The organism is Pseudomonas sp. Leaf59 (genome assembly GCF_920984685.1).
Lineage (GTDB): Bacteria > Pseudomonadota > Gammaproteobacteria > Pseudomonadales > Pseudomonadaceae > Aquipseudomonas.
The window spans coordinates 1-12850 of record NZ_CAKLBR010000026.1; the positions used below are offsets into that span (position 1 = coordinate 1).

A 12850-nucleotide genomic window follows, 5' to 3' on the forward strand; every position below is an offset into this window, starting at 1 on the left:
CCTCTGGCTAACACTTCCCCTTGCCGGGTGTGTAGAGGACTTTCACCTCCAAGTCACCAGCGTGGCCACCACAGCCAAACTGGTTGCGCTTCGCGCAACGCGCCATGCCTGGCGCACCAAAAAAAGGCCCCTTGAATAAGGGGCCTTTTTCAGATCACCTGGAACACTCAGAACAGCTTGCGACCTTTATTGGCCGCGATGCGCATGCGCAGTGCGTTCAACTTGATGAAGCCCGCCGCGTCCGCCTGGTTATAGGCGCCGCCGTCTTCTTCGAAGGTGGCGATATTGGCGTCGAACAGCGACTCCTCGGACTTGCGACCCGTGACGATCACGTTGCCCTTGTACAGCTTCAGACGCACCACGCCATTCACGTGGGCCTGGGAGGCGTCGATCATCTGTTGCAGCATCAAACGCTCAGGACTCCACCAGTAGCCGGTGTAGATCAGGCTGGCGTACTTGGGCATCAGTTCGTCTTTGAGGTGAGCCACTTCGCGGTCCAGGGTGATGGACTCGATAGCGCGGTGGGCACGCAGCATGATGGTGCCGCCGGGTGTCTCGTAGCAGCCACGGGACTTCATGCCCACGTAACGGTTCTCGACGATATCGAGACGGCCGATACCGTGCTCGCCGCCGATGCGGTTGAGGGTCGCCAGCACGGTGGCCGGGGTCATCTCGACGCCGTCCAGCGCGACGATGTCGCCGTTGCGGTAGGTCAGTTCCAGGTATTGCGGCTTGTCGGGAGCGTTCTCCGGGGAGACGGTCCACTTCCACATGTCTTCTTCGTGCTCGGTCCAGGTGTCTTCCAGCACGCCGCCTTCATAGGAGATGTGCAGCAGGTTGGCGTCCATCGAGTACGGGGACTTCTTCTTGCCGTGGCGCTCGATCGGGATTGCGTGCTTTTCAGCGTAATCCATCAGCTTTTCACGGGAAAGCAGGTCCCATTCACGCCACGGTGCAATCACTTTCACGCCTGGCTTGAGGGCGTAGGCGCCCAATTCGAAACGCACCTGGTCGTTGCCCTTGCCGGTCGCACCATGGGAAATGGCGTCGGCGCCGGTTTCGTTGGCGATTTCGATCAGGCGCTTGGCAATCAGCGGACGTGCGATGGAGGTACCCAGCAGGTACTCGCCTTCGTAGACGGTGTTGGCGCGAAACATCGGGAAGACGAAATCGCGGACGAACTCTTCGCGCAGGTCGTCAATGTAGATCTCTTTCACGCCCATGGCTTGCGCCTTGGCACGTGCCGGTTCGACCTCTTCGCCCTGACCCAGGTCAGCGGTGAAGGTCACCACTTCACAGTTATAAGTATCCTGCAGCCACTTGAGGATCACCGAAGTGTCCAGGCCGCCGGAATACGCGAGAACGACCTTGTTTACGTCGGCCATGCCATCACTCCACGGGGTTGTACGGAAAGGCGACGATTCTACCGATCAAAACCGTGAATTTACAGGGGCGCGACAGCAAATGAAGATAAAGCGACAGATTATGTCGACGGCGCGACCGAGGGTCGCACCTTATGAAGTGTGTGCCGGATTGCCTGGAGCGGTAGCCTGCGGTGCCGGTTTTTCGGGGGCCGCCACGCGTTCAAGCTGAATGTTCACACGACGGTTGCGCGCACGGTTGGCCGCGTTGGTGTTGGGCGCCAGCGGATAGCTTTCACCGTGGAATCGCAGGGTGATCTGCGACTCCGGGATGCCATTGGCCTTGAAGTAGTCCATCACCGCCAGGGCACGGCGGCGCGAGACGTCGCGGTTGGTCAGGCGATTGCCGCTGTTGTCGGAGTGACCGTTCAACTCCACATGGTTAACCGTGGGATCGGCTTTCAGGTACGCAAGAATCACCGACAGCTTCTGCCTGGCAGCAGAGTCCAGTTCAACGCCACCGCCAGGGAAGCCGACTTCGGTCTGTTTGACCTGGTCGTAATTCATCGGCAACAGCTTGGCGGTGCACACCTGATAGTCGTTGTAGGCCTTGTTGAATTTCACTGGCAACAGGCGAACCTCCGAGTAGCCGCCTTCGCGCCCGTAATGGCGCACAGTGGGGCTGCGCCCTTCCAGCAGGCCAGTGAACAGGCGCCCGGCCTGGGCCTGGGAACTGTTAAACAGCACATCGCCACTGCCGACCCGCACCGCGCCCAGATTGATATCGCCGCGCCCCGGCTGCCACGGTGCAGCGGCCGCCAGCAGCGTCGCCGAGCCTGCGCCGAGTGCACCGTTATAGGCTTTGAGGCGAAACGTCGCCTGCTCGCCGGCACGGCGCACGAACTCACCCGAGCCGAAATCGGTGATCGGCTGGGTCAGGCGGCACTCGAACTGATCGCCTTCCACCTTCCACTCAATGTTCTCCAGACGTGTCTGGAACGTGAGGGCCATTGCAGGCAGGCTGGCGAACACACTGAGCAGGGCTAGATAATGCTGGCGCACGGGCGGCTCCACTGGTTTCTACAACACATCAAGGCGTCATACGTCGTTAAGGCATACCCCCAGCTATCGGTCGCATCCTGCAAAACTTGATAGCGAGTGCCTGCAACAGTCTTTTCCGGTAGCATTCCCACCAGATTGACCCGCCTGGAATTCCCAATGTCCGACCGCCTGACCCTGCTGCGTCCCGACGACTGGCATATTCATCTTCGCGATGGTGCTGCGTTACCCCACACCGTGGCCGATGTAGCGCGCACGTTTGGCCGCGCCATCATCATGCCCAACCTGGTACCTCCGGTGCGCAATGCCGCGCAAGCCGACGCCTATCGCCAGCGCATCCTCGCTGCACGACCGGCCGGCAGCCACTTCGAACCGTTGATGGTGCTCTACCTCACCGACCGCACCCAGCCCGAAGAAATTCGCGAAGCCCGTGCCAGCGGTTTTGTGTACGCCGCCAAGCTGTATCCGGCGGGCGCCACCACCAACTCCGACTCCGGCGTGACCAGCATCGACAAGATTCTGCCGGCCATCGAAGCCATGGCAGAGGTCGGCATGCCATTGTTGATCCACGGTGAAGTCACCCGTGGCGACGTGGATGTGTTCGACCGCGAGAAGATCTTCATCGACGAGCACATGCGTCGCGTGGTCGAGCTGTTCCCGACCCTCAAGGTAGTGTTCGAGCACATCACCACCGCTGATGCCGTGCAGTTCGTCACCGAAGCCTCGGAAAACGTCGGCGCGACCATCACCGCCCATCACCTGCTGTACAACCGCAACCACATGCTGGTGGGCGGGATTCGACCGCACTTCTATTGCCTGCCGATCCTCAAGCGCAACACCCATCAGGTCGCCTTGCTGGACGCCGCCACCAGTGGCAGCCCGAAGTTCTTCCTCGGCACCGACTCGGCGCCCCACGCCCAGCATGCCAAGGAAGCCGCCTGCGGCTGCGCCGGTTGCTACACCGCATTTGCTGCCATCGAGCTGTACGCCGAAGCTTTCGAACAACGCAATGCGCTGGACAAGCTCGAAGCGTTCGCCAGCCTCAATGGCCCGCGCTTCTACGGCCTGCCGGCCAATACCGACCGCATCACCCTGGTCCGCGAAGACTGGACCGCCCCTGCCAGCCTGCCTTTTGGCGAGCTGACCGTAATCCCGCTGCGCGCCGGTGAAACACTGCGCTGGCGCCTGCTGGAGGAAAGCAAGTGAGTGAAGACCATTACGACGACGAACACGAGCACAGCGGTGGCGGCTCTCGCCATCCGATGGCCGAGCGGTTTCGCGGCTATCTGCCGGTTGTCATCGACGTAGAGACCGGTGGCTTCAACTGCGCCACCGACGCCTTGCTGGAAATTGCCGCCACCACCATCGGCATGGATGAGCAGGGTTTCGTGTTTGCCGAACACACGCATTTCTTCCGCGTCGAGCCGTTCGAAGGCGCGAACATCGAAGCGGCCGCCCTGGAGTTCACCGGAATCAAGCTCGACCATCCGTTGCGCATGGCGGTCAGTGAAGAAGCGGCGCTGACCGATATCTTCCGTGGCGTACGCAAGGCATTGAAAGCCAATGGCTGCAAACGCGCGATCCTGGTTGGCCACAACAGCAGCTTCGACCTGGGCTTCCTCAACGCCGCCGTGGCGCGCCTGGACATGAAGCGTAACCCGTTTCACCCCTTCTCCAGCTTCGACACCGCCACGCTCGCCGGCCTGGCCTATGGTCAAACGGTATTGGCCAAGGCCTGCCAGGCCGCCGGTATCGACTTTGACGGCCGCGAGGCTCACTCGGCGCGCTACGACACCGAGAAGACCGCCGAGCTGTTCTGCGGCATCGTTAACCGCTGGAAGCAGATGGGCGGCTGGGAAGACTTCGGCGACTGAGACGGGTGGCAGCAAGCCCACTCCCGAAAAAGCCTTTTCCATGCATGCATAAAAAAACCGGCCCTCACAGGCCGGTTTTTTTGTACCTCGAATTCGGCTTACAGCTTGCCGGCGTTCTCGGTCAGGTAAGCCGCAACACCTTCGGTGGAAGCGGTCATGCCCTTGTCGCCTTTTTTCCAGTTGGCAGGGCAGACTTCACCGTGCTCTTCGTGGAACTGCAGCGCGTCGACCAGGCGGATCAGCTCTTCCATGTTACGCCCCAGCGGCAGATCGTTGATGATCTGCGAGCGCACAACGCCCTTGTCGTCGATCAGGAACGCGCCACGGAACGCCACGCCGCCTTCGGATTCAACGTCGTAGGCCTTGGCAATCTCGTGCTTCATGTCGGCAGCCATGGTGTATTTGACTTTGCCGATGCCGCCATCGTTGATGGCCGTGTTGCGCCACGCGTTGTGGGTGAAATGGGAGTCGATGGACACGGCAACCACTTCAACGTTGCGCGCCTTGAAATCGTCCATGCGGTGGTCCAGAGCGATCAGCTCGGACGGGCAGACGAAGGTGAAGTCCAACGGGTAGAAGAACACCAGGCCGTATTTGCCTTTGATGGCTTCAGACAGCTTGAAGCTGTCTACGATTTCGCCATTGCCGAGCACGGCAGGTACGTCGAAATCCGGGGCTTGTTTGCCGACGAGTACGCTCATTGGGTATCTCCTGATGTTAAGGGTGAAGATTGAAGTAACAGGACCGGCCTTGAGTCTGCCGCGTTCAAGCGACAGAGCTGTGACGCAGTCACGCTTCGTGAAGACCGAGCATCATACACTGAAAAAACCGTTCGTCAGCGCGGGCGCCGCGCCGGGAAATACCCTGTGAATGTACTTTGACAATCATTCTCGTTAACATTAAGATCCAACGCATTCAAGCCTCACACCGCGATGGTTCTCCCTATGTATGTGTGCCTTTGTACTGGCGTCACCGACGGACAAATCCGCGAAGCAATCTATGAAGGTTGCTGCAGCTACAAGGAAGTGCGCGAAACCACCGGCGTTGCCAGCCAGTGTGGTAAATGTGCCTGCCTCGCCAAGCAAGTGGTACGGGAAACGCTGACCCAACTGCAGACAGCGCAAAGCGCGCCCCCCTACTCAGCAGAATTTACACACGCTTAAATAGGCGTGTTTTAAAGAACCGGACCCGAAGTCCGGTTTTTTTATGCCTGTAATTCAATTAGTTAGCGCCAAGACGCGGAACACAAACATTCTTATTCCGATTAATTTTCATTTATTATTCAATAACTTAGGTTTGACACTAAGGTTTCCGCCGCTCAAACTCTGCCTCATACACAGCTATTACAGGGCAGGACCCCAGTCATGAAAGGCGACATCTCAGTCATCCAGCAACTCAACAAAATCCTTGCCAATGAACTGGTCGCGATCAATCAGTACTTTCTGCATGCCCGCATGTACGACGATTGGGGCCTGGAAAAGCTCGGCAAGCGCGAATACAAAGAGTCGATCAAGGCCATGAAGGACGCCGATGCGCTGATCAAGCGCATCCTGTTCCTGGAAGGTCTGCCGAATGTGCAGGACCTGGGCAAGCTGAACATCGGCGAACACACCCAGGAAATGCTCAACAGCGACCTGGGCTTTGAGCGCAAGAGCCACAGCGACCTCAAGGCCGCCATTGCCCACTGCGAAACCCACGGTGACTTCGGCAGCCGTGAGCTTCTGGAAGACATTCTGGAAGACCAGGAAGAGCACATCGACTGGCTGGAGACCCAACTGGGCCTGATCGTCAAAGTCAGCCTGGAGAATTACCTGCAGTCGCAGATGGGCGAATAACCCACACCACGCAGGTACAAAAAAGCCCCGCTCTCTTTCGAGAAGCGGGGCTTTTTATTGCGGGCCAATCAAGCGTCGGTCTTGGCCGCCGCATTGGCTGCTGCATCTTTGACCAGCGCCTGCAACGAACCGTCCGCTGCCATTTCAGTGATGATGTCACTGCCGCCGACCAGTTCGCCAGCTACCCACAGTTGCGGGAAGGTAGGCCAGTTGGCGTACTTGGGCAGGTTGGCGCGGATTTCAGGATTCTGCAGGATATCCACGTAGGCGAACTTCTCGCCGCACGCCATGATGGCCTGGGATGCCTTCGCGGAGAAACCGCACTGAGGCGCGTTCGGTGCACCTTTCATGTAAAGCAGGATGGTGTTGTTGGCAATCTGCTCTTTGATCGTTTCGATGATATCCATGGAACACCTCGGCTGGAACTTTGCGACTCACAGGTCGGCACGGTGGCGCATTGTAACGCAAAATCCCGGCACAATGCTCAGGCTCCTTATGCGGCCGCTACCTGCACCGGCACTCCGTTCAATGCGGCATTGCCGGACAATTCATCCAACTGCCGTTCGTCAGTCAAGTCATTGGCACTCGCTCCCGGCTGGCTGCTGGCGATTGTCATCCGCACGCCCGGGCGGCCATGGCCCCAACCGTGGGGCAGGCTGACCACCCCAGGCATCATCTCCAGACTGGCGAGCACTTCAACTTCGATCATGCCGATGCGCGAACTGACGCGCACGCGCTGGCCATCAGTCAACTGCCGGCTCGCCAGGTCCTCGGGGTGCATATGCAACTGGTGCCGTGGCTTGCCCTTCACCAGCCGGTGATAGTTATGCATCCACGAATTGTTGCTGCGCACATGGCGACGGCCGATCAGCAGCAGCTCGTCAGCCACAGGCGCCGGTTGTGCCGCAAAGCGCACGAGGTCGGCAAGGATCACCGCCGGTGCTGCCTGCACCTTGCCATCCGCGGTTTTCAAGCGCGCAGCAAGGTTGGCCGCCAGTGGCCCCAGGTCCAGTCCATGGGGATGGTCCGCCAGCATCGCCACCGACAGCTTGTGACCGGAGGCATCACCATAAGTCCCGGCGCGCAGGCCGGCATCGATCATCTGCGCCGGCGCCACCGTCGGCTTGAGCACCACGCCGGTCTGCGCGGCAAAGGCCTTGGCCAAACCGACAAAAATCTCCCAGTCATGCAGAGCGCCCGCCGGCTTGGGCAGGATCGCGCGATTGAAACGGGTGACGTTGCGCACCGCGAACATATTGAACGTGGTGTCGTAGTGATCATTCTCCAGCGCCGAAGTGGACGGCAGAATCAGGTCGGCATAGCGCGTGGTCTCGTTGATATACAGGTCGACACTGACCATGAACTCCAGCCCCTCCAGCGCCTGCTCCAACTGGCGGCCATTGGGCGTGGACAGCACCGGGTTGCCCGCCACCGTCACCAGCGCGCGGATTTGCCCTTCGCCTGCAGTAAGCATCTCTTCCGCCAGGGCCGACACGGGTAATTCACCACCATACTCCGGACGCCCGGACACGCGGCTCTGCCAGCGATTGAAATGCCCGCCACCGGTGGACGCCACCAGGTCCACGGCCGGCGTGGTGCACAGCGCGCCGCCCACTCGGTCGAGATTGCCGGTCACCAGGTTGATCAACTGCACCAGCCAATGACACAGCGTGCCAAACGCCTGGGTCGACACCCCCATGCGCCCGTAGCACACCGCTTTGTCCGCGGCGGCAAAATCACGCGCCAACTGACGGATCTGTTCAGCGGGCACGGCACACTGGCTGCTCATGGCCTCGGCGGTAAACCCGGCAATGGCGCGGCGCACTTCCTCAAGGCCGGCTACCGGCAAATGGCTGGTACGGGTCAGGTTCTCGGTAAACAGGGTGTTGAGCAGGCCGAACAGCAGCGCCGCGTCACCGCCAGGCCGCACGAACAGATGCTGGTCCGCTATCGCCGCCGTCTCGCTGCGCCGAGGGTCGACCACCACCACTTTGCCGCCCCGGGCCTGGATGGCCTTGAGGCGTTTTTCCACATCCGGCACGGTCATGATGCTGCCGTTGGAGGCCAACGGATTGCCACCGAGGATCAGCATGAAATCGCTGTGGTCGATGTCCGGGATCGGCAGCAACAGGCCGTGGCCGTACATCAGGTGGCTGGTGAGGTGATGGGGCAGTTGATCCACTGAGGTCGCGGAAAACCGATTGCGCGTCTTCAACAGCCCCAGGAAATAGTTACTGTGGGTCATCAGCCCATAATTGTGCACGCTCGGGTTGCCCTGGTAGACCGCCACCGCGTTCTGGCCATGACGCGCCTGAATGCCTGACAGACGTTCAGCCACCAGCGCGAAGGCGTCTTCCCACGGGATCGGTTGCCATTGGCTGCCGACGCGCAGCATGGGCTGATGCAGGCGGTCCGGGTCATTCTGGATATCCTGCAACGCCACGGCCTTGGGGCAGATATGCCCACGGCTGAAGGCGTCCTCTGCGTCGCCCTTGATAGACGTGATCGCCAGGCTGCCGTCGTCGGCCTGGGTGGTTTCCAGGGTCAGACCGCAAATGGCTTCACACAGATGGCAGGCACGGTGGTGGAGAGTCTTGGTCATGGCCAGTCTCTTTATAGGGGCTTTGGGGCAACTATGGGCCGCCGGGAACCTTGGCACCAGTAACCTTCGCGGCATGAATCGGCTGGCATCAGGCCAGGCCATGGCCGAGAGCGTGAGCAAATGTTTCAACGGTGCACGCATCGTCGCAGAAAACCGACGCAGCCTGGCCTGGCCCCGCCGCCGCGCATTGCAAAAGGTTACGACGCCAGTGTACAAATGGCCCGCTGCTGTCAGGAAGTTGTTTTCAAACGCGCATTGACGCCCCGCTGAACACCCTTAAAAACCGTAGCCCTATTGGTAAGACGCGACATTTAATTATAACATCGCGCCTTCCCCTATTTCGTCGCCCCGTGCGGCTTTCGCCGCAGGTCTCGCCCGTTGTCACAATAAACAAGGCTTTGAGTATCTGCGGTCTGTTGCAAAAGGTAGTTAATGATGAGCGCTAGGCACTTTCTCTCCCTGATGGATTGCACGCCCGAAGAGCTGGTCGGCGTGATCCGTCGAGGCATTGAGCTTAAAGACCTGCGTAACCGCGGCGTACTGTTCGAGCCTTTGAAAAACCGCGTGCTCGGCATGATTTTCGAGAAGTCATCGACCCGCACCCGCGTGTCGTTCGAAGCCGGCATGATTCAACTGGGTGGCCAGGCCATCTTTTTATCATCGCGCGATACGCAACTGGGCCGAGGCGAGACCGTCGCCGACAGCGCCATCGTCATGTCGAGCATGCTCGACGCCGTGATGATCCGTACCTTTGCCCACAGTACCGTGACCGAATTTTCCGCCAACTCGCGGGTGCCGGTGATCAACGGCCTGTCCGACGACCTGCACCCCTGCCAGTTGCTGGCCGACATGCAAACCTTTCTTGAGCATCGTGGCTCGATCCAGGGCAAGACCGTGGCCTGGATCGGCGATGGCAACAACATGTGCAACAGCTATATAGAAGCGGCGATCCAGTTCGACTTCCAGCTGCGTGTTGCCTGCCCTGAAGGCTACGAGCCTGACGCACGCTTCCTCGAACAAGCCGGAAGCCGCGTCACCCTCGTGCGCGACCCGCGTGAAGCCGTGGCCGGCGCGCATCTGGTGAGCACCGACGTGTGGACCTCCATGGGTCAGGAAGAAGAAACCGCCAAGCGCCTGGCCCGGTTCGCGCCGTACCAGGTCACCCGCGCCCTGCTCGATCTGGCCGCTCCCGATGTGCTGTTCATGCATTGCCTGCCGGCGCACCGTGGCGAGGAAATCAGCCTCGACCTGCTCGACGATCAGCGCTCGGTGGCGTGGGACCAGGCCGAAAACCGCCTGCACGCGCAAAAGGCCCTGCTCGAATTTCTTGTGCCGCCGTCGTACCACCACGCATGAGCCAGCCCCTACTGCTGAACCTGCGCAATCTGGCATGCGGTTATCACGATCAACGGGTGGTGCAGAACCTCAATCTGCACCTCAATGCCGGCGATATCGGTTGCCTGCTCGGGTCCTCGGGTTGCGGCAAGACCACCACGCTGCGAGCGATTGCCGGGTTCGAACCGGTGCACGAAGGTGAGATCAGCCTGGCCGGTGAAGTCATCTCCAGCGCCGGTTTCACCCTGGCACCGGAGAAACGTCGTATCGGCATGGTGTTTCAGGACTACGCACTGTTTCCCCACCTCAGCGTGGCCGACAACATTGCGTTCGGCATTCGCAAGCACCCGCACAAAGACCGCGTGGTTGCCGAACTGCTGGAACTGGTCAACCTTAAGAACCTGGGCAAGCGCTTTCCCCACGAACTCTCCGGCGGCCAGCAACAACGCGTCGCCCTCGCCCGCGCCCTGGCGCCGGAGCCGCAACTGCTGTTGCTCGATGAGCCCTTCTCCAACCTCGATGGCGAACTGCGGCGCAAGCTCAGCCATGAAGTGCGCGAGATTCTCAAGGCACGCGGCACCAGTGCGATCCTGGTCACCCATGATCAGGAAGAAGCGTTTGCCGTGAGCGATCAGGTGGGCGTGTTCAAGGAAGGCCGGCTGGAACAGTGGGATACGCCTTACAACCTTTATCACGAACCGCAGACCCCTTACGTCGCCAGCTTTATCGGCCAGGGTTACTTCATCCGTGGCCAATTGAGCTCGCCGGAGTCCGTGCACACCGAACTGGGTGAGCTGCGCGGCAACCGCGCCTACACCTGGCCTGCGGGGGGAGCGGTGGAGGTGTTGCTGCGTCCGGACGATATCGTCCATGCGCCGGACAGCGCCCTCAAAGCGCGGATTATCGGCAAGACTTTCCTCGGCGCCTCGACGCTCTACCGTCTGCAGTTGCCGACCGGTGCGCAGCTGGAATCGATTTTCCCCAGCCATGCGGACCATCAGGTGGGCGTGGATGTAGGCATTCGGGTTGCGGCAGAACATCTGGTGCTGTTTCAGGCAGCACGCTGAAAGTGCAAGGGAGCTTGCTCCCACCTTGGATTTTCAGTGCCCCGACATCATATTCTGCCAATCGGGGCGAAGGTGGCCTGAGTGTTTTCAGCCAGCGCCGAAGCTGTCAATTCCACTTCCAGCCCTCGCCTCCCCGCACTCACAAAAATCGTCTCGAGCGGCTGCGCCGTCACATCGATAAACGTGCGTAAGCGCTTTTTCTGCCCCAACGGACTGATCCCCCCCAGCAAATAGCCAGTAGCGCGCTGCGCCGCCGCCGGGTCGGCCATTTCGACTTTTTTCGCGCCCGCCGCCTGCGCCAGGGCCTTGAGGTCCAGGCTTCCGACGACCGGCACCACCGCCACCAGCAACTCACCCTTTTCAGTGCTGGCCAGCAGGGTCTTGAACACCCGCGCCGGGTCGAGGCCCAATTTTTCTGCGGCCTCCAGACCATATGACGCCGACTTGGGATCGTGCTCGTAACTGTGGATGCGATGTTCGGCGCGAACTTTCTTCAGCAGGTCCAATGCGGGGGTCATGATGTCTCCGGTCAGGCAAACAGATGGCCGATGTTAAGCCAAGCCCACGTAAAACGCTCTAGCGTGGGCCACGCTTGCCCTAATAAATGCTGTCACAAGCATGATCATTCATCAGACCAATAGTTGGAAAATGACTGACAGTTCACTTTCGACCTTTGACAGCCGTCATTCTTGTCTATATTTTTTCGTTTCCGAATGCTGTAGGAATGGTTTCCGCAGTATTCAAGCAGTAAGCCGTGGCGCGGATGGGGATCCTCGTCATTGGTGAAAATCGCGCAAGGCCCAACGAGGCCGTACGCCAGACAAGAACAACAAATGAGGTTTTCCATGACAACTGCTCTTCAACAGCCTTCACTTTCGAGCCAATGCATGGCCGAATTCCTCGGCACCGCGCTGCTCATCTTCTTCGGTACCGGTTGCGTCGCTGCGCTCAAGGTCGCAGGTGCCAGCTTCGGTTTATGGGAAATCAGCATCATCTGGGGGATCGGCGTCAGCATGGCGATCTACCTCACCGCCGGTATTTCCGGGGCCCACCTCAACCCGGCGGTCAGCATCGCCCTGTGCCTGTTTGCCGATTTCGAAAAGCGCAAACTGCCTTTCTATATCCTCGCCCAGGTCGCCGGCGCCTTCTGTTCCGCGGCGCTGGTGTACACGCTCTACAGCAACCTGTTTTTCGATTACGAACAAACACACCATCTGGTGCGCGGCACCCAAGCCAGCCTGGAATTGGCCTCGGTGTTCTCCACCTACCCCCATGCCCTGTTGAGCACGGCCCAGGCGTTCCTGGTGGAGATGGTCATCACCGCCATCCTGATGGGCGTGATCATGGCCCTGACCGACGACAACAACGGCCTGCCACGCGGCCCCCTCGCCCCCCTGCTGATCGGCCTGCTGATTGCGGTGATCGGCAGCGCCATGGGCCCGCTGACCGGCTTTGCGATGAACCCGGCGCGGGATTTCGGGCCCAAGCTGATGACCTTTTTCGCCGGCTGGGGTGAAATAGCCTTCACCGGCGGTCGCGACATTCCCTATTTCCTGGTGCCGATTTTCGCGCCGATTGTCGGCGCATGCCTGGGTGCTGCGGCCTACCGCGGGCTGATCGCCCGTCACCTGCCGAGCGCCGTCCCTGCTGTAGCTGAAACACCTGACACGGCTGTCAACGGCAACACGCGTATTTCCTGAAAGCGCCGGCCTGGTCC

Annotated in this window: 13 protein-coding genes; 7 read left to right on the plus strand and 6 right to left on the minus strand. The window is 60.1% G+C overall.

Annotated elements, in window-relative coordinates:
- Window positions 1-167 precede the first annotated feature (167 nt).
- Together LUB09_RS21585 and LUB09_RS21590 are read right to left on the minus strand one after the other, a co-directional pair.
- Window positions 168-1385 (minus strand): argininosuccinate synthase, encoded by a 1218-nt coding sequence (locus LUB09_RS21585; RefSeq protein ID WP_209989284.1) that lies wholly within the window; start codon window positions 1383-1385, stop codon window positions 168-170.
- A 129-nt stretch (window positions 1386-1514) separates the two neighbouring features.
- Entirely contained in the window at window positions 1515-2423 is a 909-nt protein-coding gene (locus LUB09_RS21590; protein WP_209989281.1) for a flagellar protein MotY, read from the minus strand.
- Between the two features lie 156 nt (window positions 2424-2579).
- Between LUB09_RS21590 and pyrC the strand changes: the two genes are divergently transcribed.
- Both pyrC and rnt read left to right on the plus strand, forming a co-directional pair.
- The gene (pyrC, locus tag LUB09_RS21595; RefSeq protein ID WP_209989279.1) at window positions 2580-3626 is read left to right on the plus strand and encodes a dihydroorotase; all 1047 of its coding nucleotides are present in this window, start codon (window positions 2580-2582) and stop codon (window positions 3624-3626) included.
- Window positions 3623-4294 carry a ribonuclease T gene (rnt, locus tag LUB09_RS21600; protein WP_003231417.1) on the plus strand — a complete coding sequence of 224 codons (672 nt, stop codon included), beginning with the start codon at window positions 3623-3625 and terminating at the stop codon, window positions 4292-4294. The genes pyrC and rnt overlap by 4 nt, the downstream gene beginning before the upstream one ends.
- A 98-nt stretch (window positions 4295-4392) precedes the next feature.
- Here the strand turns inward: rnt and LUB09_RS21605 are convergent, their stop codons facing one another.
- Window positions 4393-4995 carry a peroxiredoxin gene (locus LUB09_RS21605; protein WP_003231418.1) on the minus strand — a complete coding sequence of 201 codons (603 nt, stop codon included), beginning with the start codon at window positions 4993-4995 and terminating at the stop codon, window positions 4393-4395.
- Between the two features lie 243 nt (window positions 4996-5238).
- Here LUB09_RS21605 and LUB09_RS21610 point away from each other — a divergent pair, with 243 nt between their 5' ends.
- Together LUB09_RS21610 and bfr are read left to right on the plus strand one after the other, a co-directional pair.
- A complete protein-coding gene (locus LUB09_RS21610) occupies window positions 5239-5457 on the plus strand; it encodes a bacterioferritin-associated ferredoxin (protein WP_209989275.1) in 219 nt (72 codons plus the stop codon).
- A 201-nt stretch (window positions 5458-5658) separates the two neighbouring features.
- Entirely contained in the window at window positions 5659-6129 is a 471-nt protein-coding gene (bfr, locus tag LUB09_RS21615) for a bacterioferritin (protein ID WP_003231421.1), read from the plus strand.
- 68 nt (window positions 6130-6197) lie between these two features.
- On the opposite strand, the gene grxD is transcribed toward bfr, so the two are convergent.
- A complete protein-coding gene (grxD, locus tag LUB09_RS21620; protein ID WP_057007688.1) occupies window positions 6198-6536 on the minus strand; it encodes a Grx4 family monothiol glutaredoxin in 339 nt (112 codons plus the stop codon).
- A gap of 86 nt (window positions 6537-6622) precedes the next feature.
- Window positions 6623-8731 carry a molybdopterin oxidoreductase family protein gene (locus LUB09_RS21625; protein WP_231423651.1) on the minus strand — a complete coding sequence of 703 codons (2109 nt, stop codon included), beginning with the start codon at window positions 8729-8731 and terminating at the stop codon, window positions 6623-6625.
- Between the two features lie 435 nt (window positions 8732-9166).
- On the opposite strand from LUB09_RS21625, the gene argF reads away from it, so the two are divergent.
- Window positions 9167-10087 carry an ornithine carbamoyltransferase gene (argF, locus tag LUB09_RS21630; RefSeq protein WP_003231428.1) on the plus strand — a complete coding sequence of 307 codons (921 nt, stop codon included), beginning with the start codon at window positions 9167-9169 and terminating at the stop codon, window positions 10085-10087.
- On the plus strand, window positions 10084-11133 hold the full coding sequence (locus LUB09_RS21635; RefSeq protein ID WP_209989263.1) for an ABC transporter ATP-binding protein: 1050 nt from the start codon (window positions 10084-10086) through the stop codon (window positions 11131-11133). Before argF ends, LUB09_RS21635 begins: the two co-directional genes overlap by 4 nt.
- A gap of 47 nt (window positions 11134-11180) precedes the next feature.
- Here LUB09_RS21635 and ybaK read toward each other — a convergent pair whose 3' ends face one another.
- Window positions 11181-11651 (minus strand): Cys-tRNA(Pro) deacylase, encoded by a 471-nt coding sequence (ybaK, locus tag LUB09_RS21640; protein WP_231423652.1) that lies wholly within the window; start codon window positions 11649-11651, stop codon window positions 11181-11183.
- Window positions 11652-11978: 327 nt separating this feature from the next.
- Here ybaK and LUB09_RS21645 point away from each other — a divergent pair, with 327 nt between their 5' ends.
- On the plus strand, window positions 11979-12833 hold the full coding sequence (locus tag LUB09_RS21645) for an MIP/aquaporin family protein (protein WP_209989257.1): 855 nt from the start codon (window positions 11979-11981) through the stop codon (window positions 12831-12833).
- The last annotated feature ends 17 nt before the right edge of the window (window positions 12834-12850 follow it).